Here is a 24,017-nt window from a genome sequence, read left to right as displayed (position 1 = left end):
GTGAAGAGGTGATTATTTTATGTATGTTGATGAGAAAGGGTTTTATTTTTATACTTCTTTTAATTGTGCCAATGATTATTTTGGCGCAGGGTTTTGAATTGCCCAAGGATAAGAAATTCCAGCGAATCAACTTTGAACTCATAAATAACCTCATCATCATTCCTGTGGAGATTAACGGGGTTGAACTGACCTTTATACTCGATTCCGGTGTAAGCAAACCTATTCTTTTCAATCTGTCAGAATCAGATTCCATACCCATCAACAATGTTTCAGAAGTCACCATACGTGGTCTGGGAGATGGTAAGCCTATGAAAGCCCTGAGTTCCAAAAGGAATATATTTAGGTTGGGCCAAGCGATAAATTTTGCCCAAGATCTATATGTGGTGATGGATCGTGGAATCGATTTTTCAACAACATTGGGAATTCCCGTGCATGGCATAATGGGCTATGACCTATTCCGTGATTTTATTGTTGAAGTGAACTATAGCGCTGGAAAACTGAAACTGCACAATCCCGAACTTTACACATATAAGGAGAGGAGAAACAGACAAACCATTCCTTTGTTGGTAGAAAAAAGAAAAGCTTATGTTGAGGGAACGGTATTGATGAAGGATACAGCCAATATTAATGTGAAGTTACTTGTGGATACGGGCAGTAGCGATGCACTTTGGTTGTTTCCAGAACCGGAAAAGGGATTGGAAATACCCGAAAAAAATTATGAGGACCATCTGGGAAGAGGGTTGAGCGGCGATATTTTTGGAAAACGGAGTAAAATCAATGGAGTCCAGATAGGTGATTTTAAACTGGATGAGGCCAAGGTAGCTTTTCCTTATAGAGAGTCTTTTCAGGGGATTGATAGCTTGAATGGCCGAAACGGTAGTTTGGGGGGAGAGGTGCTCAAACGTTTCAACATGGTTTTTGATTATGGCAGAGGTCTGGTCACCCTAAAAAAGAACGGTAATTTTAATGAACCCTTTCAGTATAACTTGGCAGGAATCGATTTGCAACACAATGGCTTAAGATACATTGCAGAGAGTATTGCGGATGTTAATGGGCTTGTCAAGGAAGACAATGGCGATACGTTTGGTAACGTTCAAATTTTGTTGGAGAACAAGACCAGGTTGAGTTTGGTCCCAGAAATTGTGGTGTCCGGTATCCGTGCCGGTAGTCCTGCTGCAGAGGCTGGTTTACGTGAAGGAGACGTTATATTGGCCGTAAACGGGAAAAAGGTCCACAAATACAAACTTCAGGAAATTCTTAAAATGATAAACGAACGTGAAGGAAAGCGGATAAAAGTGCTTATAGAAAGATATAATACAGACCTGCTTTTCACCTTTGTCCTTAAAAAGATGTTCGACGACGATTAAAAGAAAGGCCCCAAAATCAATTGATTTTAGGGCCTTCAAAAAAATAATTCTCTTCTTCTTCTTACTTTGCTCCAGGATTTTTAACGGTACCCTTGATTTTGAGTACTTTCGTTGGAGTGTCAGCATTTGAGGTTACAGTAATGGCCTTTCTGATAGGGCCAACTCTGTTTGTGTCATATTTTACTTCGATTTTACCAACTTTTCCAGGCATAATCGGTTCTTCTGGTTTTTTAGGAATAGTACATCCACAGCTAGATTTAACACTACTGATTACCAAAGGAGCATCACCTGTATTGGTAAATTCAAATATACGAATACCATCGCTACCTCTTTCAATTTCTCCGTAATCAATGGTCTCGCTCTTAAATTCGATTTTAGCGGTTTCTTGAGCGTATACCCCTAAGGATAAAAGCCCTATAAACAGCATCAGTACAGTTTTTTTCATCATTTTTGGTTTTTGGGTGAATTTCAAATGTAGATGTTTTGATACCTGCATCCAAAATTCTTTTGTTATAGAATAACGTTACTTATTTTTGTTTCGTATTTCTGAATTGGTCCTAAGCTGAAGAATAGCGTAAAATTAACATTTTGCTTTCCTTTCAAAAAAACCAATCACAGTCTTATTAACAAAAACTATACCGAAAAATGGAAATTCCATCAAAATATGACCCAAAAAGGGTTGAAGAACACTGGTATGCCTACTGGTCGGAACACGATTATTTTAGTTCCAAACCAGACGAAAGGGAGCCTTACACCATAGTAATTCCCCCGCCAAACGTAACAGGCGTGCTCCATATGGGGCATATGCTCAACAATACCATTCAAGATGTTCTTATCCGAAGAGCGAGGCTCTTGGGGAAAAACGCTTGTTGGGTCCCTGGAATGGACCACGCATCCATAGCCACCGAGGCCAAAGTAGTGGCCAAGCTTAAGGCAGATGGTATCGACAAGTCCAAATTATCCCGTGATGAATTTCTAAAACACGCTTGGGATTGGACCAATGAGTATGGGGGAGTAATTCTTCAACAATTGAAAAAACTCGGCTGTTCCTGCGATTGGGACCGCACCAAGTTTACGATGGATGACGATATGTCAGCCTCGGTAATAAAAGTTTTTGTCGATTTATATAACAAAGGTTTGATTTACAGGGGATACCGAATGGTAAACTGGGACCCCGAGGCAAAGACCACACTTTCTGATGAAGAAGTAATTTATGAAGAGCGACAAGGAAATTTATATTATCTCTCGTATGCCATTGAAGGTTCAGACGAAAAAGTGACCATAGCCACTACACGTCCGGAGACCATTTTGGGCGATACCGCGATTTGTATCAACCCAAATGATGAAAGATATCATCATTTAAGGGGGAAAAAGGTAATTGTGCCAATTTCTGGCAGGGTTATTCCTATTATAGAAGATGAATATGTCGATGTTGAATTTGGTACAGGTTGCTTAAAAGTTACCCCTGCACACGACGAGAACGATAAAAATCTTGGAGAAAAGCATGATCTTGAAGTAATCGATATTTTCAACGAGGATGCGACCCTTAATTCTTTTGGCCTTCATTATGAAGGAAAAGACCGTTTTGTGGTACGCAAGGAAATTTCCAAAGAACTAGAGGAAAAGGGTTTTTTGGTAAAAATAGAACAGCATACCAACAAAGTTGGTACATCTGAAAGGACTAAGGCCGTAATCGAGCCGAGACTTTCGGACCAGTGGTTCTTGAAAATGGAAAACCTGTCAAAACCTGCTTTGGATGGGGTTTTGGAAACCAAGGACGTTAAACTATACCCATCAAAGTTCGACAATACCTATCGCCACTGGATGGAAAACATCCGTGATTGGAACATTTCCCGTCAATTATGGTGGGGGCAACAAATACCGGCCTACTACTACGGCGATGGTAAAGAAGATTTTGTGGTGGCCGAAACTGCCGAAGAAGCATTGGAACTGGCAAAGGCCAAAAAACCGGAAGTGCAACTATCGGACTTACGCCAAGACCCGGATGTTCTAGATACTTGGTTCTCCTCGTGGTTATGGCCCATCAGCGTGTTTGGAGGTATCTTGGAACCGGAAAACGACGAGGTAAACTATTATTACCCGACCAACGATTTGGTGACCGGACCCGACATTTTGTTCTTCTGGGTGGCCAGAATGATCATGGCAGGATACGAATACCGAGGAAAACGACCTTTTGACAATGTTTACCTCACAGGATTGGTACGTGACAAGCAACGTAGGAAAATGTCCAAATCCTTGGGCAACTCGCCCGATGCCCTGCAACTGATATCCGATTTTGGGGGCGATGGGGTTCGTGTGGGACTATTGTTGAGTTCGGCAGCAGGGAACGACTTGCTGTTCGATGAAGCTCTTTGCCAGCAAGGAGCCAACTTTGCCAATAAAATTTGGAACGCTTTCCGTTTGGTACAAGGATGGGAAGTGGCCGATATTTCGCAGCCTGAAGCGGCACAAAAAGGAATCGAGTGGTACAAGGCCAAGTTTAATCAAACCTTGGTAGAGATTGAGGACCATTTCTCCAAATATCGTATTTCCGATGCGTTGATGGCTACCTATAAATTGGTTTGGGACGATTTCTGTTCTTGGTTATTGGAAATCGTAAAGCCCGAGTATCAAAAACCCATTGACCAAAGAACGTATAATGAGGTATTGGGTCTTTTTGAAGAAAACCTGAAGCTGTTGCATCCATTCATGCCATTTTTAACAGAAGAAGTTTGGCAGCATATCGCCGAACGTACTCCAGAGGATGCTTTGATTGTTTCCCAATGGCCAGAAGCAAAAGAAGTGGATTCAGCCTTGATTGCCGATTTTGAATTTGCTTCCGAAGTGATTTCAGGAATCAGAACCATCAGAAAGGAGAAAAACATTCCTCAAAAAGATGCTTTGGAACTTTTTGTGTTGAATGCCGAAGGGGTGGGCTCGCAAATGGATGCCATTATCCTGAAATTGGGTAACCTATCAAAAATGGAAACGATAGATACCAGTTTGGACGGAGCCCTGACCTTTAGGGTAAAAAGCAATGAGTACTTTATTCCGATAAGTGGCGCCATTGATGTTGAGGCGGAAATTGCCAAAATCACGGAGGAACTCAATTACACCAAAGGATTTTTGAAATCTGTTGAAAAAAAATTGAGCAACGAGCGTTTTGTAAATAACGCACCCGAACAAGTGGTGGAAATGGAACGTAAAAAAGCTGCCGATGCCGAAGCCAAAATCGAAACTTTGGAAAAGAGTTTGGCTAGTTTGAGGTAATTTTTGAATACGCAGTATATAGATATGGAAAAGGGGAGCTTGCTTCCCTTTTCTTATTATTTTTCATACTTTGACATAGAAAAGAACCAACAACTCAAATACCCATGAAAAACCTTAATAGAAGAAGTTTTATTCAAAAGACTTCGTTGACCGCCGCAGCTGTTTCCATAGCCCCGACCTATTTAAGAGCCAATTCCGAGAGACCTATCTCATCGACCTATATGGGTGGCTTTGCTGCCCAAAAATTGGAAAAGGTCCGTGCCGCCTTTATTGGAGTGGGAGCTAGGGGAGGCACACATGCCAAGTTCTTTGCTGCTTTGGAAGGGACCGAGGTAGTCGCTATCTGTGATCTTTATGAGGATATGGTCAAAGAGAAGACACGTTGGGTTAAAGAGGCAGCAGGAGAAAACCGCCATAAAAACATAGCCCAATACTGGGGAGACGAGGATGAGTGGAGGACCATGCTCAAGGAAGTAAAGCCCGATGTGGTGTTTATTGCCACCAATTGGGCCAACCATGCGCCAATGGCCATCGGAGCCATGGAACACGGTGCCCATGCTTTTGTTGAGGTACCTATGGCCACTACCATTCAGGATATGTGGGACATTGTGGATGCCAGTGAGCGTACCCAAAAGCATTGCATGATGCTGGAAAACGTGAACTATAGTCGCGATGAGCTTATGTTTCTCAATATGTGCCGACAAGGCTTGATCGGGGAAATTTTACATGGTGAGGCAGCCTATATCCACGAATTACGTTGGCAGATGGAAGAGCAGGAGAGGGGGACGGGGTCATGGCGAACACCTCATTATGCCAAGCGTAACGGAAATTTATATCCCACGCATGGTTTGGGACCCGTTGCCCAATACATGAACTTGGCACGGCAAGAGGATACCTTTGGTAGTTTGGTTTCTTTCTCAACGCCATCGAGAGGGAGGGAGCTCTACGCTGAAAAAAATTATCCCGCCGACCATAAATGGAACCAGTTGGATTTTAAAGGCGGCGATTTAAATACATCCATCATCAAAACCACTTTGGGAAAAACCATCATGGTACAATGGGACGAAACCAGTCCAAGACCCTATTCCCGGTTGAACTTGGTACAGGGAACCAAAGGGATTCTGGCAGGGTTCCCGACCCGCGTGGCCTTAGAAGGCGGCGTGGAAGGAATTACGAAAGACCATCATTCTTGGGTTCAAGGGGAGCAACTTGAAAAATTATATGAGAAGTACGATCACCCGCTTTACAAACGACTGAATGAAGCCGCAAAGGGCAGCGGACATGGTGGTATGGACGGAATCATGGTGTACCGTATAGTGGAATGCTTGCAAAAGGGGCTTCCGCTCGACCAAAATGTTTATGAAGGGTGTCTATGGAGCGCCGTATCTCCATTGAGCGAACGGTCCGTGGCAAGTAATGGAGCACCGCAACCTTTCCCCGATTTTACGAGAGGCAACTGGAAGGATACCGAACCGTTGCAAATTATTAGTTAGTAGAAAATATTCATGATTGAAATAAAAGTACCCGCCCGAATCTGTTTTTATGGCGACCATCAAGATTATTTGGGACTTCCTGTGATTGCAGGAACCATTGACCGATTCATCAATTTAAGGGCAACGCCCAATTCCAATAAGCAATATCTGTTGAAATTGTTGGACCTGAACGAAGAAACATCCATTTCGTTGGATGATGATTTGAAGGCGATTCAGCCCGATGATTATTTTAGGTCGGTGATGTCCGTGCTGAAAAAGGAGGGTTTTCAATTTGACCAAGGTTATGATATCGAAATCTCGGGAAATATTCCCGTAAACGCTGGACTCTCCAGTTCTTCCGCACTGGTGGTCGCATGGATTCGTTTTTTGGTGGCTACGCAAGATAAATCAGACGACATCAGCAATTATCAAATCGGAAGATGGGCCTACGAAGCCGAAGTGCTTTTTTTTGATCAGCCCGGAGGATTGATGGACCAATATACCATCGCCCAGAAAGGATTGATCTATATCGATACCCAAAGTGGGGAAAGTACCCGGTTAAGTGCTGATATGGGAAAGCTGTTGGTTGCTGAATCGGGCGTGCCCAAGAAAACTTTGGAAGTATTAAAAAACGCTAGGGTGTATCAACAACGGGCGGTGGATGCCGTTAAAAAGGTCCATTCCGAATTTGAACTGGAGCAAGCAAGCTTGGCGGATTACGAAGCATATTTTGATTTGGTGCCAGAGGAGCTTCAAGGCTATTGGTATGCCGCTGTTTACAATTATCATATCACTCTTGAAGCTAAAAAAGAGTTGTTGACAGCTAATCCTGATGCTCAGGTTTTGGGAGATTTAATGAACCGACACCAAATCATCCTTCAAAACCAAATCCAGAATACCCCTCTGGAAATGGTAGAAATGATGGATGCCGCAAGGGAAGCTGGGGCCGTGGGAGCCAAAATAATCGGTTCGGGCGGAGGTGGCTGTATGGTAGCCATGGTTACGGACGATATAGCCGAAAAGGTGAAACAAGCATTTTTGGACAAAGGTGCCAAGGCCGTCTACGAGGTAGAATTAACAAGTTGATAAAAATGGAGAATATAAGTTTGATCATCATGGTAGGTGGTGCATCATCACGAATGAAGCGGAGTTTGAAGGAACGGGATGACCAGGTTATGGACCACATCCCGCATAAGAGTTTGATTCCCGTTGGAAAAAATGGTAGACCATTTTTGTACTATCTGGTTCAAAATGCTGTGGAGGCAGGGTATAAAAGATTGTACTTGATCACAAGTCCCGAAAATACAGCGTTTCAAAATTTGATAGATCAAGGAGGGCTTCCAGATGGATTGGAGATATTTTTGGCAATCCAGACGGTGCCGGAAGGACGAACAAAGCCATTGGGCACTGCGGATGCGCTTCAGCAATGTTTGGACCAGTACCCTGAATTAAAACAGGGCACCTTCACGGTTTGTAATGGCGATAATCTATACTCCGTTGGTGCTTTGGGAGATTTAAGAAGTGATAGAAATGCTCCTCACGCGCTCATCAGTTACGGAAGCTCAGGTTTCGATTATACCGAGGAGCGGATTGCCAAGTTTGCCGTGATGGATATTTCCGAAGATGGGTTTTTACAACAAATCGTTGAAAAACCAAATGTGGAAGATGTCCCTAAATATAAGGATGCATCCGGACAGCTCAGGGTAAGCATGAACATTTTTAGTTTTTCGGGGAAAGAGATTTATCCATACTTAAAAAACTGCCCTATAGATGCTGTTCGCGACGAAAAGGAACTGCCCAAAGCGGTCGCTGTTTTGGTGGAGCAAGAACCGCGAAGCGTGCTTTGTATACCCCGCTCCGAGCACATTCCTGATCTAACGGATGCTAATGATATTCAGTTATTTAAAAATTTAGATTAACTTAAAGGCATATAACCCCATTCTTGCATCGAGCAAAATTTTAAATTTTTCTTGATATGGAATCATATGCAACGGCATTGTTATATGCCACCCCTTTTTTTATCGGCTTGGTATTGATTGAGATTCTTTATGGCCGATTTGTAAAAGATCAGAAACACAATCTTATGGATACCGTGAGCAGCCTCAGCTCTGGTTTGACCAATGTGGTAAAGGATTCCTTGGGATTGGTGCTGATTTTGATCAGTTATCCTTTTTTATTGGAGCATTTGGCGCTTATCGAGATCAAGGCTACGTGGTTGGTATGGGTGGTGGCCTTTATTGCTCTCGACTTTGCGGGGTATTGGAACCATAGGTTAAGTCATCATATCAACTTTTTTTGGAACCAGCACGTGATTCATCATAGCAGTGAAGAGTTCAATTTGGCCTGTGCACTTCGGCAACCTATCTCTAATTTACTGGGCTATTATGCGCTTTTATTGATTCCGGCCGCGTTGGTCGGTGTGCCGCACAAAGTGATTGCGGTTTTAGCCCCCATTCATTTATTTGCGCAGTTTTGGTACCATACCCAGCACATTGGGAAAATGGGCTTTTTGGAATATGTCATCGTTACCCCTTCGCAGCATAGGGTGCACCATGCCATCAACAAGGAGTATATTGATAAGAACCTTGGACAGATTTTTTGTGTGTGGGATAGAATCTTCGGAACCTTTCAGGAAGAACTGGATGAGGTTCCACCGCAATACGGTGTTCTGAAACCAGCAAATACATGGAACCCGATTATCATCAATTTTCAACATCTATGGCGATTGATTCAAGATGCTTGGCGGACCAAAAATTATCGGGACAAATTCAGGATTTGGTTTATGCCTACGGGTTGGCGTCCAGAGGATGTTAAAGAAAAATATCCCATTTCTATAATCAAGAATGTATACAATTTCAGGAAATATCAACCTGAAGCTTCTGCTGCGCTAAAAGCATATTCCCTTTTTCAATTGGTCGTAACCACCTTTTTGATGTTGTTTATGTTCTATAGCTATGCAGCGATTGGGTTTGACGGTCTGCTGCTGTTCGGAGCCTTTATTTTTGTTGGAATCTATGGATACACTACTTTGATGGACCGTAAAATTTATGCAGTTTGGATTGAAGTGATCAGGGGAGTAGGTGGATTGACCTTGATTTATTTTACAAACGATTGGTTTGGATTCAATTCAGACTTTTCGATAGGAAGCTATCTTGTTGCCCTTTATTTTTTAATAACGATTTTTGGAGGTGTTTACTTTACTTACTTTGAAAAGTCGTTTGCCACTCCGGACTTGGCTTCTTAGAGCGTTTTTAGCTCTTTGTCCACTAATTCCACGTATTTCTCCATAGCCTCTTCCCTGCTTATTCTTTTGGCCTGGAAAAGGGCATTTGCTTTAAAGGCATTGATGAGGGGTGTCCTGCTTCCCGGATTGTCAAAGTTTTTGTTGGCAATCTTAAAATAGGCGTAGAGCTTTAAGAGTAGGTCTGCGGGTAGGGGATCGGTATAGTCATTAACAAAGTTAACGGCGTCTTCGAATCTTTTATGTAGGTCCTTGTTAATCATCCAACGGTCTTACGGAAGCAATACAAGTGTGCGCTCCAACTACTTTTTGATTGAGCTTAACGGTAATATCGCAGTCCAAAGGAAGCAGTAAATCAACACGGGAACCAAATTTTATGAAGCCCGCATCCTCGCCTTGGGTTACTTGTTCACCTTCCTCAGCGTAGTTTACAATTCTACGGGCCATTGCACCGGCAATTTGTCGGTAACCTATTTCACCAAATTTTGGGGTGTGGAGTATAACTGTGGTTCGTTCGTTCTCCGTACTGGATTTTGGGTGCCAGGCCACCAAATATTTCCCGGGATGATATTTGGAGTACGTTACCGTTCCACTGGCGGGATATCGGGTAACGTGTACATTGGTGGGGGACATGAATATGGATACCTGTTTTCTTTTTTCCTTGAAATATTCAGGTTCATCCACTTCTTCAATGACCACTACCTTCCCGTCAACGGGGGCCAATATTTCATCAAAACTACGGGTGACACGTCTTTTGGGATTTCTGAAAAACTGGAGAATGGCAATGAGGAAAATCAATGCGGCAACCTGAAGCGAAAAACGGGCCCACTCCAAATTAACGTAGTAATGTGCCGCCAGAACGGCTGCAACCACGATAAAGAAAGTGATGATGATAATTTTTTGACCCTCTTTATGAAACATAGGAGAAAATATTTAAAATCAAATAAGCAAAAGGCGCAGCGAACACTAGGCTATCCAAACGATCCCAAATTCCACCATGTCCCGGTAATATGGCGCCACTGTCCTTAACCCCGGCCATTCGTTTGAACTTGGATTCCAATAAATCTCCCAAACTCCCTGCTACAACTATTAAACAGGCCATTGCCATCCACTCGGTAATCGACAATCTTGTTTCGTACCATGATAAAAAGTAAGCGGCCACCAATGCAAAAATAAGACCTCCTACAGAACCTTCAATGGTTTTTTTTGGAGAAACTGAAGGAAAAAGTTTAGTTCGGCCGAAAGTACGTCCTGTTAAATAGGCAAAAGTATCATTGACCCATATCAAAATAAAGATGCCCATGATAAGAAATTGGGCAAAATCATCATGCTTATATGGAATCATGGTCAAAAAAATACAGCCTCCACCGATGTAAAATAAACCAATGATGAATTTTTGGAACGTGCTAAATTTTTTGGGCCTTTTAGAGAACAGGAACATGAGCAATGCAATGTCCACCGTGATGGTACAGAGCATTAGAAGGTTTATGGTGGTCGAGTCATTGGTAAGGTATATAAAAACCCACCAAAGTGCCAAATAGGCCATGAATATATGGTAGCCCTTCAGGTTTACAATGCGCTTGTATTCATAAAGGCATGCCAGCCCAAATGTCATAAATAAAAAGTCGAAGGCATCCGAGCTTAGAAAAACAGCACCCAGTAGAAGCAACACGTAAATCACCCCGGTTATGGAGCGTCTTAAAATTTCTCTCATGTACTTAGAAATCTTCTAGGAGCAAAAGATATACATTTTTTGATGCACTTCCGTAAGAAAGGAAATCATCTTTGTTTTCCGCTGTGGGCTGAAAGTGTTTTAATGTGGTAATATTGTTGGGAATGTTCTTTTGATAGCGTTCCTTGATGATCTTAAGGGCTTCGCTTATGGAATCCACTAACTGACTCGTTGTGGCAAAAACCACCAAATTGGATGGCAGTTCGTCCAATTTCTTTTCCTTGATCTGATTGGAACAGACCAATATGGAGCCGTTGTGGGCCACAAGATGTTCGCAGGTGGTAAAGAAGATGTTGCTTTCCTTGCGATTGTCCGTGAACTGTAGCTTCTCAGAGGCAAACTTTGTTTCCAGCCTGGGATCTAAAGAATAGAAAAGATGGTTTTGCCAATCGTTTTCCGAAATAATGCTTTTAAGGGCATCGGAAACCTCGGCAAAATCTTCACAGTAGATGAACTTTCCACCGTTTTTCTTAAAGTAGATGGTGAATTTTTCATCCACGGGAATTTTTAAATCGGGCATATGGTCACCACGGGTTTCCGCAGTTTCCTTGGAAACCTTTTTTCCTCCTCCGAAAAGTTTTTTAAAAACTCCCATTTATGGCATGTGTTCTTTTCTACTGAATCAATATAATTCTTTTGATTAGAATTTTTTGAATGATTTTATTCTGTGGGCTCCAGTTTTTCCTCTTCCTTTTCAAAAGGTCTTCGGCCAAAAATCTTTTCCAAATCGTCCTTAAAGATAACTTCTTTGTCCAAAAGTCTTTCGGCAAGTTCTGTCAGCTTGTCTTTGTTGTCTGCCAACAATTTAATGGCGCGCTGATATTGCTCTTCTATCATTTTGGATATTTCCTGATCAATTTTTTGTGCCGTCTGCTCGCTGTATGGCTTGGTAAACCCATACTCGTTCTGTCCTGATGAATCATAATAGGTAATGTTCCCCAATTGGTCGTTAAGTCCGTAAATAGTGACCATGGCACGAGCCTGTTTGGTTACTTTTTCCAAATCGCTCAAGGCGCCGGTAGAAATTCTATCGAACATGACTTTCTCAGCGGCTCTACCTCCCATGGTGGCGCACATTTCGTCCAACATTTGCTCAGGACGAACAATCAAGCGTTCTTCGGGTAAATACCAAGCTGCTCCCAAGGATTGTCCTCTTGGAACGATGGTGACTTTCACTAAAGGTGCCGCATGCTCCAGCATCCAGCTTACGGTCGCGTGACCAGCTTCGTGGAACGCGATGGTCTTCTTTTCGTCCGGAGTGATGATTTTGTTCTTCTTCTCCAATCCACCAACAATTCTATCGACTGCATCCAAGAAATCTTGCTTGTTTACTGCTTTTTTCTCTTTTCTGGCGGCAATAAGAGCAGCTTCGTTACAGACGTTGGCAATGTCGGCACCGGAGAAACCTGGTGTCTGTTTGGCCAAGAAATCCAAGTCCAAAGTTTCTGCTGTTTTTATCGGACGAAGGTGTACTTCAAATATTTCTTTTCTTTCGTTGAGATCAGGAAGGTCAACATAAATTTGACGGTCAAAACGGCCTGCACGCATCAATGCTTTGTCCAGTACGTCAGCACGGTTGGTGGCGGCCAGAACAATTACGTTGGTATTGGTGCCAAAACCGTCCATTTCTGTCAATAGCTGGTTCAATGTATTTTCACGTTCGTCATTGGAACCTGTAAAGTTGTTCTTGCCCCTTGCACGTCCGATGGCATCGATTTCATCAATAAATATGATGGCTGGGGATTTGTCCTTCGCTTGTTTGAACAAATCACGAACCCTGGAAGCTCCCACACCTACGAACATTTCAACAAAATCCGAACCTGATAAGGAGAAGAAGGGCACTTTTGCCTCACCTGCCACGGCTTTTGCCAATAGGGTTTTACCGGTTCCTGGAGGGCCCACCAAAAGGGCTCCTTTAGGTATTTTTCCCCCAAGAGAGGTGTATTTGTCGGGATTCTTAAGGAATTCTACAATTTCTTGAACTTCTTCTTTGGCTCCCTCCAATCCTGCAACATCTTTAAAAGAAGTGCGGGTGTCTGTTTTTTCGTCGAACAATTTGGCTTTGGATTTTCCTATGTTGAAAATCTGACCTCCAGCACCTCCACCGGCACCACCTGACATTCTGCGCATTAGGTAGATCCAGATACCTATTATCAAGGCAAATGGCAATAGGGTTAGGAATATTTCCCCAAGAACATTGGACTCTGTGTCAAACTCGACAATGGTGTCTAGGTTGTTCTCTTTCTTTATTTCGGTGATTTCATTCTGGAAAATCTGTAAATCTCCGTAATCCAAAACATATTGAGGAACCAGACCGCTTGATGGAAGAAGGGGCTTTTCGGCCACTCCTTTGTGTACGTCTTTTTTCAGGGCCTCTTCGGTTAGATAAACCTTTGCCTGACGTGTGTTCGTAATTATGACGATCTTGGAGATGTCACCATTACGTAAGAATTCCTGTAATTCAGAAGTTGTGGTTTTTTCGGTGCTTGAAAAACTGCTTCCACCAAAAAATTGGAAGCCAATAATCAATGCGATGACCACACCATATATCCACCACGAGCTAAATCGTGGTTTTTTGGGAGCATTATTCGGGTTGTTTTCTTTTGCCATTTTTTCTTAAGAATTGTAACTGCTTTCCACCATAGTGACCTTGGCATCTCCCCAAAGTCCCTCAATATCGTAAAATTCCCTAATGTGTTTTTGAAATACATGTACCACAACGTTTACATAATCCATCAGCACCCATTCGGCGTTCTCGGAGCCCTCGACATGCCATGGCTTGTCTTGTATGGCCTTGCTCACCTTTTTTTGGACGGAGGATACTATTGCGTTAACATGCGTGTTGGAAGTACCGTTACAGATGATGAAGTAGTCGCAAACTGTATTTTCGATTTCCCTAAGGTCCAGTAGATTTATGTCAACTCCTTTAACGTCTTCTATTCCTTCCAGGATCAAGGCAATCAATTCATCTGCGCTAGCTTTCTTTTTCTGCATTCAAAAAGTTTAGTTTTTACAAAGTTATGTTTTTTTTGTTTTCTTAGCCCTAGTTTTTAACAAATCGTAAAGGCTTGTCATATTGGGAAAACATTTTCAAATACTCAAACTTGATGCCACGGACTCCACAAATCAATATTTAAAGGATTTGTTGCGTTCCGAGAATCCTATGGATTATACAGTTGTTGTTACCGAGCGACAACTTAAAGGAAGGGGGCAAATGGGAACGGTCTGGCAGTCAGAGGGAGGTAAGAACCTTACATTTAGTGTGTTGAGGAGGTTTGATGCACTGAGCGTCAAGCATCAATTTGTGTTGAATATTGCCGTTTCCTTGGCTGTTTTGGACACGTTGACGGAGCTTTCCATTCCCGATGTGACGGTAAAATGGCCCAACGACATTATGTCAGGTTCCAAGAAAATTTGTGGCATTTTAATAGAAAATGTACTTAGGGGAGAGTATGTGGGTCAATCCATTATAGGAATTGGTTTGAATGTGAACCAAACTGATTTTACGAATTTCGAGAAGGCTTCTTCATTAAAGCAGATTGTGGGCCGCAATTTTGATTTGGACGAACTTTTATATGGGGTGCTTCACAGACTTCAACATCATATGGAAAGGATTGAATCCAAAAGCGTGAAACAGTTATTGCCTTCTTATGAGAAGTTACTTTTTAGGAAGGATAAGCCTTCTACATTTAGCGACCCCCATGGAAATAGGTTCATGGGTTTTATCCGAATGGTTTCACCAACTGGTAAACTGATTATTGAACTGGAAGACCAGGTTCTCAAAGAATTCGATTTAAAAGAGGTGACCTTGCTCTACTGACCTATTTTGTCCATGTTGTTGGACAATGTACCCATAAAGTTGGTGATGGGTGCTTTGATCATCATGGCCATCATGGCATTGAACTGTCCCTCGAAACTAAGTGCTACTTCACTTTCGTTGTCTCCGAGCGATGCAATGTCGGCGGTAAGGGTAAAAGGTAGTTTGTCACTTGCTGCGCCCAAGACCACCTTATTATACGGGTTTTGTTCTTTTAGCCTAAGTACAATTTCGGGCATACCTTTTAGGGCGAATTTGAAAGTGTTCTCGTCCAACACTTCAAACTTGTCTATATTCTCGGGCATTAAAGTTTCAAAGTTTTTGATATCTGTCAAGAACTCAAATACTTCTTTGTCGCTTTTGGCTACTTTCTTTTTTGAGGCTTCAATGTGCATAGTAAATTATTGTTTCCATTCTTGTGGATTGGATCTCCACTCAAGAAGTGTCTTTAATTGTGATTCTTTGATGTAATTGGTTTCAGAGGCCTGTTCGATCAAGTGCTCGTAATCCGATAGGGTATGGAGTTCAATACCTTCTTTTTCGAAGTTTTCGGTGGATACGGGAAAACCATACGTGAAGATGGCGATCATTCCTTTTATATCGGCATTTTGTTCCTTGAGAGCTTGCACGGCATTAAGGCTGCTATTGCCGGTGCTTATCAAATCCTCTATCACAACAACGCTCTGTCCGGCTTCAAAATATCCTTCGATTTGATTTTGTCTGCCATGTTCTTTGGGTTTTGGCCTTATGTAAACAAAGGGCAGTCCCAGTGCTTCTGCTACCAAAATACCTATTCCAATAGCCCCCGTGGCCACTCCGGCGATCACATCTGGCTTGCCGTAAAGGTTCTCTACTTGCTTGGCAATTTCTTCCCGAACAAAATTCCGAACCTGCGGATAGGACAACATAATCCTGTTGTCGCAATAAATAGGAGATTTCCAACCCGAAGCCCATGTAAAAGGATTTTCAGGTTCCAACTTAATTGCATTAATTTGTAATAACAGCTCAGCTGTTTTTTTTGCGATTTGTTTATCTAAAACCATTGCGCAAATGTATGAAGTTTTTGTTAATGAGGCTCCACTGATTTTAACAAACGAGCGCCCCCAGGATTCCAATGGTAATTTGTTTTCTTTGGATGGTGATTCCATTGTTGAGGCCATAAAACTTTTGTCCAAAAAGAAAGTAAAAAAGGCATACCTCTATCATCCTGATGAGAAGAAGATCCTAAAACTTTTTATGCACAAAATTCCGGTGGTAGTCGCTGGCGGAGGATTTGTGATCAATAGAAAGGGGAAGGTCCTTTTTATCTACAGGAACGGAAAATGGGACCTGCCCAAGGGCAAGGTAGATAAGGGCGAATCCATTGAAAATGCCGCAATTCGTGAAGTTGAAGAGGAAACAGGTGTCAAGAATCTGGAAATTGACAGGTTCCTTCATACTACTTACCATATTTTTAAACGGAACGGGGAGTACCGACTAAAACAGACGCACTGGTTTATTATGTCCACTGATTATACCGGAAAGTTAGTGGCCGAAAAGTCAGAAGGTATCAAAAAGGTAAAGTGGAAAGGTTCGCGAAAGACCAAAAAGGCCTTAAAAAACTCTTATCATAATATAAAGATATTGTTCGAGGATTGGCCTTTTAATTAGGGAGCAGACCTGCTGCTTCGCTTCCTTTGGCAACTCGGTATATCGGGTATGTCATGTACGCTTCCTCAAAATGTTCGGAGCGTTCAAAAATCCAATTGAGCTGTGCATACCAGTTATTGGCAAAGTTGAGCTCGGCTTCTTTTTTTGTCTCGAATTCCTGTAGCAGCAAAGAATCCTGTTGAAGCATTTTAATGGCCACATCCTCAAAAACGTATGGGGAAAAACCTTCCTTGCGTTGTAAAACGGTATCAAAAAAGTTCCAATTAAAGAATGAATCGGCGCCTTGTGGCTCCAATGTTTCCATAAGGTATCTAATTCCTGGCTGACGGGTAGGTATCAATAGGTCACCTTCTCTAAAATGGACTTTTTTAGTGTGTTTTGTGACTTTGGTATTCGAATGGAGATAGTGTCCTTCGTATGGGGCATTTCGTGTATCGTAATCCTCAATGGTGTACCCTTCCACCAAAAGTGTGGTGTCTTTTTTGATGGCCGTATATTGAATTTTATTGGCATCCAATCGCTCTATCACTCGTTTCCAGCTTTTCTTGACAATATAGGCGGCAGGAACGGTAACCGTATCCACCGGATAAAAATAATCTTGATAGGTGGTCTCTTTGGTAAACGGTTTGTCCCTGTTGTATTTCAATCGCGGAAGTCCGGTTACTTCACTGGTAAGTTGTTCCACCTCAAATCCCTTAAAGTCAAGGGTGCTCGTTTTTGTGGTGTCCACTTGCCAGTTGAAATAATACTCGGAAAGTTCGAGATTCTTTTCCAAGGTCTCTTTTCGTAATGTTTTAATTTTGTCGTGCTCTTTCTCTACTACCTCTATCAAACTCTGCATTAGGGCATAGGTTCCCTCAACTCGCTGTTTATAGGGTTTCAGCATATGGGTTTCCACCATCAGTCCCAAGGTGCTCCAAAGGGTGGTATAGCCTGTGGAATATCTTGGATGATCCATAAATTGACTGAAGCCCATCTCGGGCGGCACATTGAAAACATTTACATAAGGCGTAATGTCCCATTCTTTTTCGGCCAAAGAATTTTCAAGATTTGGCATTAGGGTTCCGTGAAGATATTCCCCCATTTCACCACCTAGCTTGTTGTGCTGGGTGAAAAGGTGGGTCAAAGTATACTGATAATCGGCTCCATTGCTCACATGGTTGTCTATAAAGACATCTGGTTTTACCATATGGAATATTTGGGCGAAGGTCCGGGCATTTTCGGTATCCATTTTAATGAAATCCCTGTTAAGGTCGTAGTTACGTGCATTGCCCCTGAAACCATACTCCAAGGGGCCGTTTTGGTTTGCCCTGGTTGTGGAATTTCTGTTCAGCGCACCGCCGACGTTATATATGGGTATGGTTACCAGTACGGTGTTCTCTGGCATTTTTAGTTTGCCCGTCGCCAGATCACGGTATAGCATCATTGTTGCATCAATGCCATCGCTTTCACCGGGGTGTATGCCATTGTTTATTAAGATAATGGATTTTTCCTTGCGGATATTTTCATAATTAAAATCCCCATCCGGATTAAAGGTTACGGTATGCAGCGGGATTCCACTATCTGTTTTTCCTGTGGTGTGTATGTTTATCTGCGGAAATTCGCGTGCAAGGCCCATGTAATAATCAATGGTTTGCCTGTATGTTGCAGTTTCTAAGCCACCCGAAGCTTCGTAATGTGTTTGGTACGAGGATTTTTCTCCTTGTGTTTCGGACTCACAGGATATAAAAAGGAATACGGCCGCTAAAAAAAATAAATGTTTCAAAATACTTCGGGAACTTTAAGTTGCACTTAATGTTGTGCTTATCAGTGCCAAAAATACAGAATATTATAATTAGGAGGCCATATCCATTAATCCAAGATCGGTTGCCTCGATTTTGAAAATGGGTTTGTTCTTAAAATTGAGTATATACGGGCACCTGTCCTTAAAACTGCTCCATTTTTGATGGTCCAGTGGGTCTATGGAAGAAGTGATCATGTTAATGATGATATGCTCTTTTAAGTCTAAGATAATAAGTTCGTCCAAGAAGTCCCATCCATCCATAATGGGCATGTTGATGTCCAGAAATATAACATCGGGAATTGTTTTATTGGATTCATGCCTTTCTAACAGTGCGTCATAGGCTTCTTTACCATTCTGAAATATTTGGACATCATCACATTTGGTAACGGACTTTAGCATTTTTTTTATACCAAATACTGTTATGGGATCATCGTCCACTATAAAAATACAACTAACTTTCTTCATTAAAATACACATTAAATGTAGTGCCTCTATCAACATCACTTTGCACTGTTATACTTCCGCCCATGGCCTCTATTTGGTTTTTTACAAGATAAAGACCAAAGCCTTTGGAGTCTTCTTTGTTATGGAATGTCTTGTACATGCCAAAAATTTTGTCACCGTATTTTTCCAAATCAATCCCAAGACCATTGTCGGATATGCTCAGTAGTACACCTTCTTTTGATTTTACCGCATTGATTATGATCAATGGTTTTCGAATGGGACTCCTATATTTTACGGCATTGGAGATTAGGTTTAGAATAATACTGTCCAGATAGGCAGGTACACATTCTACTTTGATATCTTCGGCTACATGATTGATTATCTGCGAATCATATTTGTTCAAAAAGGCAGAAAAATTCTGTAAAACCTTCACAATGTTTTGTTTGAGGAACAATGGTTTTTTGGTTACAGATGTATTGGTGTTCACATCTACCACTTGATTAAGGTTTTCCAAGGTCTCCAATAAATTGTCTGATGCTTGCGAGAGCATTTTGGTGATTCGTTCTCTCTCTGTCGGGTCGTTTTCTGACTTTAAAAATTCCAAGAGCATGGAAAAGTTTGCGGAGTGCGATCGTAGGTTATGGGATACAATGTGAGCAAAATCTATTAATTTTTGATTCTGCATCGAGGTTATTTTGATAAGATCTCGTAATTCGCCTTCCTTCTTTTTGATGGAGGAAATATCCAAGCTCATACCAATAAGACCACACACTTTACCATCCAGATCAAAATAAGGTATTTTGGAGGTCAGAAAATGGGTTGTTTTGCCATTATGGGTAATAGCGGTCTCTTTGCCAATAATAGGAGTAAGGTGCTTCATGACCTGTATATCCTCTTCCCTTGATATTTTTGCCGTATCCTCATTATATATGTCGAAATCATTTTTGCCGATGATTTCCTCCTTACTCTTGTTGATATAATGGGACTCTCCTTTGTTGATCAGGATTTTTCTGGACTCAAGGTCTTTCACATAAACGTTCAATGGTAAGCTATCAACAAGTGTGCTGAGCAATTGTTGATGCTCCTTGACCTTGTTTTCGGCCATCACCTCGTCATGAATATCCCGTATTGTTCCAAAAACCTTAACGGTATTACCGTTTTCTACATAAGGTTTACCGGTAATCCGTACCCATCTTTCTTCACCGTTAAATGTTATGATCATCAAATTGGTGTCGTAGGATTGCTGGTTTTCAATCGCTTTGTGAAAGAGCATTGAAACCTTGTTTCTGCTATAACCCGGTTTAAAAAATTCAATGGCCTCGGCCGTGGTAGGCTCAAAACAATCGGGAACATGATGGATACGCTTGGTTTCTTTGCACCATGTGAGTTGTTCTGTCGCTATTTCAAATTCCCACCAACCTGTTTTGGATACTTCTACCTTGGTCTCCAAAATGTTCTGCAACCACTCGACTTGATGCTCTTTTTCCACTTCGGCCGTAATGTTGTCCGTTTGGATTATGGTCCCGATTACGTTTTCCTTCTCGTCGAACCAAGGGGCGAAATAACTCTTGAAATGGCCAGTGCCGTTATGGTTTGATATTTTGTGCCTAAGAGAGAAGGATTTATTTTCCTTTAATTTTTTTTTTGAGATCTGGGATGCCAGCATATAATGGAAACACTTTGGTATGGTGGTCGCTGTTCTGTGGAGGCAATCCAAAGATGTCTAGCCACGAAGAGGAGGCATCCACCAAAATACCTTTTTTGCACAGAAGTGCTGTTGCTTTGGGCAACTGTTTCAATAAGTAAAATTGGTCAACTCTTCTTACTGCTTTCAAAACTCGGGGTTGTTTAAAAAACGTTAGTGCTTACTCAGAAATTTCCGACTAAGCTATAATTATTTGGTCGATACAACGCATATTATGTTGCGAAAGCAATCATTAATGTTGTATCCAAAGGGTTGGCCATGGTTTCTATAAATATAGAAAGAAAGAATTTACCTACAAATTAAATTCGATGAACGGAAAGTAGATCGTTATTTTACTACAACGGTCTCTGGCACCAAGCCTGTATAGTCCCCTCCATTCCTTATTACATCTCGAACTATTGATGAGCTGATGTAAGATTTTCCAGAGGATGTCAATAGAAATACTGTTTCAATCTCCGATAACTTTCTATTGGTGTGTGCAATGGCTTTTTCAAATTCAAAATCGGCAGGGTTGCGCAACCCTCTAAGAATAAAAGTGGCATCTATTTTTTTGCAAAAATCCACGGTCATGCCCTTGTAGGTGGTCACTTTTATTTTTGGTTCGTCGGCAAATGCCTTTTGAATAAAACTTACACGTTCTTCCAATGAGAACATATAATTTTTGTCGGCATTTATCCCTATGGCAATCACCAATTCATCAAAAAGGGTCACACCTCTCTTAATAATGTCGTAATGCCCTAAAGTAAGCGGGTCAAAAGAACCAGGGAACAATGCACGTCTCATGTTGTGGAATAAAGTTTCCTAAAAATACAGTTTCTATCGCAAAGCTTCAACAATTGCAGTGTCAAATAACTCCTCCAAAGTGATTCCTGCCGTTTTAGCTTGTTGGGGCAATAGGCTTTCCTCCGTAAGTCCGGGGGTTGTGTTTATTTCGAGAAGATGTGGCTCATCTCCAATGAAAATAAATTCACTTCGGGTGTATCCTTTAAGTCCGAGCGTTTTATAAATAAATTCTGCCAGCTGCCTTACGTTGGATTCTTGCTTTTCCGAAATCCTTGCGGGTGTGATTTCTTGTGATTTACCTAGATATTTGGCCTCAAAATCAAAAAAATCGTTTTCTGAGATGATCTCGGTGGCGGGGAGGACGGTTACCTTATTATTGAATGTGATAACCCCGATCGATACTTCGGTACCATCCAAAAAGGATTCTATAATGATTTGTGAATCTTCCTTGAACGCACTTTCTATGGCATCTGCCAATGCTGCCTTATCGTAAACTTTTGATACCCCGTAGCTACTGCCCGCGCGGTTCGCTTTTACAAAACATGGTAGGCCCACTTTATCCACAATGGAGTCTTCATCAATACTTTGTCCCTTATTTAAAAAATACGAGGTTGCACACGGAACATTGTAAGGTTTTAGTGCACTCAATAGATCTCGCTTATTAAAGGTCAGTGCTGCCTCATAATGGTTGCAAGATGTTTGCGGTATTCCAAGAAGCTCAAAATAGGCCTGCATAAGCCCATCTTCACCTGGGGTGCCGTGAATCGCATTGAATACACAGTCAAATTGAATTTTTTTACCATGTATCTCAACACTGAAATCGGACCTTTCAATAGGATGCTCCTGCTCCAATTCATCCAAATAATACCATTTATTTTTAGTGATGACAATTCGGTAAGGATTATATTTTTCTCTGTCCAAATATTTGTGCACCACATTTCCACTCTTGATGGAAATATTGTACTCACTGGAATAGCCGCCCATAATGATGGCAATGTTCTTTTTCATTGTCTTGTAAAATAACGCGAAGCCAAAATAAAGAAAAAAGGGTTGGCTTTCCTATATTTGTTCCGATAAGGTGAACTACATGAAAAATTTTCTCAACTTTTTAAAAAGCAAGACTTTTTTGATCCAACTCGGATTGGCGGTCGTTGCTATTCTGGTGTTGGTCTTTATTTCTTTACAATGGCTTAAGAGCACCACAAACCACGGTGAGTTTGTTGAGGTACCCGACTTTTCCAAAATGTCGGTGTCGGAGATGCGCAAGGCAGTTGAGGATGCTGGACTTAGATATCAAGTGTTGGATTCTTCGGAATATAATCCCGACTATCCCCGTTTTTCCATACTGGACCAAAACCCTCCTGCAGGCAACAAGGTAAAATCCAACCGGAAAATATATTTTACCGTAAATCCCTCGGGTTATAAAAAGGTAAGTGTACCGGATATTATCCAAGTAACCCAACGTAATGCCGCCTCTATGTTGAGGGCAGTAGGTTTGGATGTGGAGCGTGTGACATATATCGATGAGCTTGGTAAGGACATGGTATACAATATGAAGTTCAAAGGAAAATATTTAAAGCCCGGAGATAAATTACCCAAGACTTCAAAAATTGAATTGATTTGTGGTAACGGTACCATTCCGGGCAGTGCAAGGGTACAGGCAGAATCCAACTAAAGATGGATATTTCGGATAATCAAGAAGATTTTTCCCAGGACGAGCTTTCGCAGGACGATCTCTATGAGCATCACAGTTTTGTGGCCTCAAAAGGTCAGGAACCACTGCGCGTGGATAAATTCTTGATGAACTTTATTGAGAACGCTACGCGGAACAAAATCCAGCAGGCTGCCAAAAAAGGCCATATATGGGTCAATGGTTCCATCGTTAAGCAAAATTATAAAGTAAAGGCAGGAGACGAGGTCAAGGTGATGTTCGAGCATCCACCCTATGAATTTTTATTGACACCGGAGAACATCCCCTTGGATATTGTTTACGAGGATGAGGTGCTTTTGGTGGTGAACAAACCCGCGGGCATGGTAGTGCATCCCGGACACGGAAATTATTCGGGAACATTGATCAATGCCTTGGTCTATCATTTCGAGAACCTTCCCAACAATAGTTCCGATAGGCCGGGACTTGTTCATCGCATCGATAAGGACACCTCTGGTCTATTGGTAATTGCCAAAACAGAGTCGGCCATGACACATTTGGCGCAACAGTTTTTTGAGAAAACCAGCGAACGGGAATATATTGCTCTGGTTTGGGGCAATGTAGAGGAAGACGAAGGCACAATTGAAGGCCATATCGCCCGCAATCCAAAAAATCGTTTACAGATGATGGTTTTTCCAGATGGAAGTGATGGCAAAGAAGCAGTTACCCATTACAAAGTAATAGAGCGTTTAGGGTACGTAACATTGGTCTCTTGCAAGTTGGAAACCGGTAGGACCCATCAAATTCGGGTACACATGAAATATATTGGACATACCCTGTTCAATGATGAGCGCTACGGTGGTGATAAAATTTTAAAGGGGACAACCTTTACCAAATACAAGCAGTTTGTTGATAATGCCTTTAAGGAACTGCCCAGACAGGCCTTACATGCCAAAACCCTAGGTTTTGAACATCCCGTTACCGGTGAGTTTATGCGATTTGATTCCGAACTTCCAGAGGATATGGTGAACGGAATCGAAAAATGGCGTGGCTATGCCAAACATCACGAATCATAGTTTTCTTCAATCTTAAGATTGAAAACACC

At 41.8% G+C, this 24,017-nt stretch carries 25 protein-coding genes; 10 read left to right on the top strand and 15 right to left on the bottom strand.

Annotation, left to right across the window (positions count from 1 at the left end; translation table 11 throughout):
- The first annotated feature begins 71 nt into the window (after window positions 1-71).
- The gene (locus K1F36_RS12910) at window positions 72-1,367 is read left to right on the top strand and encodes a PDZ domain-containing protein (protein ID WP_258539063.1); all 1,296 of its coding nucleotides are present in this window, start codon (window positions 72-74) and stop codon (window positions 1,365-1,367) included.
- Window positions 1,368-1,428: 61 nt separating this feature from the next.
- Here K1F36_RS12910 and K1F36_RS12905 read toward each other — a convergent pair whose 3' ends face one another.
- Window positions 1,429-1,815, bottom strand: a complete 387-nt coding sequence (locus K1F36_RS12905; protein ID WP_220114189.1) for a DUF1573 domain-containing protein — start codon at window positions 1,813-1,815, stop codon at window positions 1,429-1,431.
- Window positions 1,816-2,012: 197 nt separating this feature from the next.
- On the opposite strand from K1F36_RS12905, the gene K1F36_RS12900 reads away from it, so the two are divergent.
- From K1F36_RS12900 to K1F36_RS12880, 5 genes are all read left to right on the top strand, one after another.
- Entirely contained in the window at window positions 2,013-4,637 is a 2,625-nt protein-coding gene (locus K1F36_RS12900; protein ID WP_220114188.1) for a valine--tRNA ligase, read from the top strand.
- Window positions 4,638-4,741: 104 nt separating this feature from the next.
- Window positions 4,742-6,130 (top strand): Gfo/Idh/MocA family protein, encoded by a 1,389-nt coding sequence (locus tag K1F36_RS12895; protein WP_220114187.1) that lies wholly within the window; start codon window positions 4,742-4,744, stop codon window positions 6,128-6,130.
- A 12-nt stretch (window positions 6,131-6,142) separates the two neighbouring features.
- Window positions 6,143-7,195: a GHMP family kinase ATP-binding protein gene (locus tag K1F36_RS12890; RefSeq protein ID WP_220114186.1), complete on the top strand. Its 1,053-nt coding sequence runs from the start codon at window positions 6,143-6,145 to the stop codon at window positions 7,193-7,195.
- 5 nt (window positions 7,196-7,200) lie between these two features.
- Entirely contained in the window at window positions 7,201-8,028 is an 828-nt protein-coding gene (locus K1F36_RS12885; RefSeq protein WP_258539062.1) for a sugar phosphate nucleotidyltransferase, read from the top strand.
- Window positions 8,029-8,084: 56 nt separating this feature from the next.
- Window positions 8,085-9,353 carry a sterol desaturase family protein gene (locus K1F36_RS12880; protein ID WP_220114185.1) on the top strand — a complete coding sequence of 423 codons (1,269 nt, stop codon included), beginning with the start codon at window positions 8,085-8,087 and terminating at the stop codon, window positions 9,351-9,353.
- Here K1F36_RS12880 and K1F36_RS12875 read toward each other — a convergent pair.
- From K1F36_RS12875 to rsfS, 6 genes are all read right to left on the bottom strand, one after another.
- On the bottom strand, window positions 9,350-9,613 hold the full coding sequence (locus K1F36_RS12875) for an acyl-CoA-binding protein (protein ID WP_220114184.1): 264 nt from the start codon (window positions 9,611-9,613) through the stop codon (window positions 9,350-9,352). The genes K1F36_RS12880 and K1F36_RS12875 overlap by 4 nt on opposite strands.
- Complete coding sequence (locus K1F36_RS12870) at window positions 9,606-10,271, bottom strand: phosphatidylserine decarboxylase family protein (RefSeq protein WP_220114183.1); 666 nt, start codon at window positions 10,269-10,271, stop codon at window positions 9,606-9,608. Before K1F36_RS12870 ends, K1F36_RS12875 begins: the two co-directional genes overlap by 8 nt.
- The gene (locus tag K1F36_RS12865) at window positions 10,261-11,064 is read right to left on the bottom strand and encodes a phosphatidate cytidylyltransferase (RefSeq protein WP_220114182.1); all 804 of its coding nucleotides are present in this window, start codon (window positions 11,062-11,064) and stop codon (window positions 10,261-10,263) included. Before K1F36_RS12865 ends, K1F36_RS12870 begins: the two co-directional genes overlap by 11 nt.
- 4 nt (window positions 11,065-11,068) lie before the next feature.
- Window positions 11,069-11,677 carry an LUD domain-containing protein gene (locus tag K1F36_RS12860; RefSeq protein ID WP_220114181.1) on the bottom strand — a complete coding sequence of 203 codons (609 nt, stop codon included), beginning with the start codon at window positions 11,675-11,677 and terminating at the stop codon, window positions 11,069-11,071.
- Between the two features lie 65 nt (window positions 11,678-11,742).
- A complete protein-coding gene (gene ftsH / locus K1F36_RS12855) occupies window positions 11,743-13,692 on the bottom strand; it encodes an ATP-dependent zinc metalloprotease FtsH (protein ID WP_220114180.1) in 1,950 nt (649 codons plus the stop codon).
- Between the two features lie 6 nt (window positions 13,693-13,698).
- A complete protein-coding gene (gene rsfS / locus K1F36_RS12850; protein WP_108247160.1) occupies window positions 13,699-14,076 on the bottom strand; it encodes a ribosome silencing factor in 378 nt (125 codons plus the stop codon).
- An 82-nt stretch (window positions 14,077-14,158) separates the two neighbouring features.
- On the opposite strand from rsfS, the gene K1F36_RS12845 reads away from it, so the two are divergent.
- Window positions 14,159-14,902, top strand: a complete 744-nt coding sequence (locus tag K1F36_RS12845) for a biotin--[acetyl-CoA-carboxylase] ligase (RefSeq protein ID WP_220114179.1) — start codon at window positions 14,159-14,161, stop codon at window positions 14,900-14,902.
- Here K1F36_RS12845 and K1F36_RS12840 read toward each other — a convergent pair.
- Window positions 14,896-15,294, bottom strand: coding sequence for an SRPBCC family protein (locus K1F36_RS12840; protein ID WP_220114178.1), 399 nt, complete (start codon window positions 15,292-15,294; stop codon window positions 14,896-14,898). The genes K1F36_RS12845 and K1F36_RS12840 overlap by 7 nt on opposite strands.
- Before the next feature lie 6 nt (window positions 15,295-15,300).
- Window positions 15,301-15,942 (bottom strand): orotate phosphoribosyltransferase, encoded by a 642-nt coding sequence (gene pyrE / locus K1F36_RS12835; protein WP_207033432.1) that lies wholly within the window; start codon window positions 15,940-15,942, stop codon window positions 15,301-15,303.
- A 7-nt stretch (window positions 15,943-15,949) separates the two neighbouring features.
- Between pyrE and K1F36_RS12830 the strand changes: the two genes are divergently transcribed.
- Entirely contained in the window at window positions 15,950-16,549 is a 600-nt protein-coding gene (locus tag K1F36_RS12830; RefSeq protein ID WP_220114177.1) for an NUDIX hydrolase, read from the top strand.
- Here the strand turns inward: K1F36_RS12830 and K1F36_RS12825 are convergent.
- The 6 genes from K1F36_RS12825 to K1F36_RS12800 all read right to left on the bottom strand — a co-directional run bounded on the left by K1F36_RS12825 (window position 16,542) and on the right by K1F36_RS12800 (window position 22,272).
- Window positions 16,542-18,314 (bottom strand): M14 family metallopeptidase, encoded by a 1,773-nt coding sequence (locus K1F36_RS12825; protein ID WP_220114176.1) that lies wholly within the window; start codon window positions 18,312-18,314, stop codon window positions 16,542-16,544. The two genes, K1F36_RS12830 and K1F36_RS12825, sit on opposite strands and share 8 nt — an antisense overlap.
- A 69-nt stretch (window positions 18,315-18,383) precedes the next feature.
- Entirely contained in the window at window positions 18,384-18,797 is a 414-nt protein-coding gene (locus tag K1F36_RS12820) for a response regulator (RefSeq protein WP_258539060.1), read from the bottom strand.
- Complete coding sequence (locus tag K1F36_RS12815; RefSeq protein ID WP_220114175.1) at window positions 18,784-20,442, bottom strand: PAS domain-containing sensor histidine kinase; 1,659 nt, start codon at window positions 20,440-20,442, stop codon at window positions 18,784-18,786. Before K1F36_RS12815 ends, K1F36_RS12820 begins: the two co-directional genes overlap by 14 nt.
- Complete coding sequence (locus K1F36_RS12810) at window positions 20,399-20,611, bottom strand: hypothetical protein (RefSeq protein WP_220114174.1); 213 nt, start codon at window positions 20,609-20,611, stop codon at window positions 20,399-20,401. The genes K1F36_RS12815 and K1F36_RS12810 overlap by 44 nt, the downstream gene beginning before the upstream one ends.
- Before the next feature lie 197 nt (window positions 20,612-20,808).
- The gene (gene coaD / locus K1F36_RS12805) at window positions 20,809-21,264 is read right to left on the bottom strand and encodes a pantetheine-phosphate adenylyltransferase (RefSeq protein WP_207033423.1); all 456 of its coding nucleotides are present in this window, start codon (window positions 21,262-21,264) and stop codon (window positions 20,809-20,811) included.
- A 33-nt stretch (window positions 21,265-21,297) separates the two neighbouring features.
- A complete protein-coding gene (locus K1F36_RS12800; protein ID WP_220114173.1) occupies window positions 21,298-22,272 on the bottom strand; it encodes a D-alanine--D-alanine ligase in 975 nt (324 codons plus the stop codon).
- 79 nt (window positions 22,273-22,351) lie between these two features.
- Here K1F36_RS12800 and K1F36_RS12795 point away from each other — a divergent pair, with 79 nt between their 5' ends.
- Both K1F36_RS12795 and K1F36_RS12790 read left to right on the top strand, forming a co-directional pair.
- Window positions 22,352-22,939, top strand: coding sequence for a PASTA domain-containing protein (locus K1F36_RS12795; RefSeq protein ID WP_220114172.1), 588 nt, complete (start codon window positions 22,352-22,354; stop codon window positions 22,937-22,939).
- A 2-nt stretch (window positions 22,940-22,941) separates the two neighbouring features.
- Window positions 22,942-23,988, top strand: a complete 1,047-nt coding sequence (locus K1F36_RS12790) for an RluA family pseudouridine synthase (protein ID WP_220114171.1) — start codon at window positions 22,942-22,944, stop codon at window positions 23,986-23,988.
- The last annotated feature ends 29 nt before the right edge of the window (window positions 23,989-24,017 follow it).

The organism is Flagellimonas abyssi, assembly GCF_019457905.1.
GTDB lineage: Bacteria > Bacteroidota > Bacteroidia > Flavobacteriales > Flavobacteriaceae > Flagellimonas > Flagellimonas abyssi.
This window is presented reverse-complemented; position numbering and strand designations above follow the sequence as displayed.

What these genes read in the sequence shown, in the direction of transcription:
- K1F36_RS12910 (WP_258539063.1), top strand. Translation starts at nt 72, where the DNA reads ATGATTATTTTGGCGCAGGGTTTTGAATTGCCCAAGGATAAGAAATTC.
- K1F36_RS12905 (WP_220114189.1), bottom strand. Translation starts at nt 1,815, where the DNA reads ATGATGAAAAAAACTGTACTGATGCTGTTTATAGGGCTTTTATCCTTA.
- K1F36_RS12900 (WP_220114188.1), top strand. Translation starts at nt 2,013, where the DNA reads ATGGAAATTCCATCAAAATATGACCCAAAAAGGGTTGAAGAACACTGG.
- K1F36_RS12895 (WP_220114187.1), top strand. Translation starts at nt 4,742, where the DNA reads ATGAAAAACCTTAATAGAAGAAGTTTTATTCAAAAGACTTCGTTGACC.
- K1F36_RS12890 (WP_220114186.1), top strand. Translation starts at nt 6,143, where the DNA reads ATGATTGAAATAAAAGTACCCGCCCGAATCTGTTTTTATGGCGACCAT.
- K1F36_RS12885 (WP_258539062.1), top strand. Translation starts at nt 7,201, where the DNA reads ATGGAGAATATAAGTTTGATCATCATGGTAGGTGGTGCATCATCACGA.
- K1F36_RS12880 (WP_220114185.1), top strand. Translation starts at nt 8,085, where the DNA reads ATGGAATCATATGCAACGGCATTGTTATATGCCACCCCTTTTTTTATC.
- K1F36_RS12875 (WP_220114184.1), bottom strand. Translation starts at nt 9,613, where the DNA reads ATGATTAACAAGGACCTACATAAAAGATTCGAAGACGCCGTTAACTTT.
- K1F36_RS12870 (WP_220114183.1), bottom strand. Translation starts at nt 10,271, where the DNA reads ATGTTTCATAAAGAGGGTCAAAAAATTATCATCATCACTTTCTTTATC.
- K1F36_RS12865 (WP_220114182.1), bottom strand. Translation starts at nt 11,064, where the DNA reads ATGAGAGAAATTTTAAGACGCTCCATAACCGGGGTGATTTACGTGTTG.
- K1F36_RS12860 (WP_220114181.1), bottom strand. Translation starts at nt 11,677, where the DNA reads ATGGGAGTTTTTAAAAAACTTTTCGGAGGAGGAAAAAAGGTTTCCAAG.
- ftsH (WP_220114180.1), bottom strand. Translation starts at nt 13,692, where the DNA reads ATGGCAAAAGAAAACAACCCGAATAATGCTCCCAAAAAACCACGATTT.
- rsfS (WP_108247160.1), bottom strand. Translation starts at nt 14,076, where the DNA reads ATGCAGAAAAAGAAAGCTAGCGCAGATGAATTGATTGCCTTGATCCTG.
- K1F36_RS12840 (WP_220114178.1), bottom strand. Translation starts at nt 15,294, where the DNA reads ATGCACATTGAAGCCTCAAAAAAGAAAGTAGCCAAAAGCGACAAAGAA.
- pyrE (WP_207033432.1), bottom strand. Translation starts at nt 15,942, where the DNA reads ATGGTTTTAGATAAACAAATCGCAAAAAAAACAGCTGAGCTGTTATTA.
- K1F36_RS12830 (WP_220114177.1), top strand. Translation starts at nt 15,950, where the DNA reads ATGTATGAAGTTTTTGTTAATGAGGCTCCACTGATTTTAACAAACGAG.
- K1F36_RS12820 (WP_258539060.1), bottom strand. Translation starts at nt 18,797, where the DNA reads ATGAAGAAAGTTAGTTGTATTTTTATAGTGGACGATGATCCCATAACA.
- K1F36_RS12815 (WP_220114175.1), bottom strand. Translation starts at nt 20,442, where the DNA reads ATGCTGGCATCCCAGATCTCAAAAAAAAAATTAAAGGAAAATAAATCC.
- coaD (WP_207033423.1), bottom strand. Translation starts at nt 21,264, where the DNA reads ATGAGACGTGCATTGTTCCCTGGTTCTTTTGACCCGCTTACTTTAGGG.
- K1F36_RS12800 (WP_220114173.1), bottom strand. Translation starts at nt 22,272, where the DNA reads ATGAAAAAGAACATTGCCATCATTATGGGCGGCTATTCCAGTGAGTAC.
- K1F36_RS12795 (WP_220114172.1), top strand. Translation starts at nt 22,352, where the DNA reads ATGAAAAATTTTCTCAACTTTTTAAAAAGCAAGACTTTTTTGATCCAA.
- K1F36_RS12790 (WP_220114171.1), top strand. Translation starts at nt 22,942, where the DNA reads ATGGATATTTCGGATAATCAAGAAGATTTTTCCCAGGACGAGCTTTCG.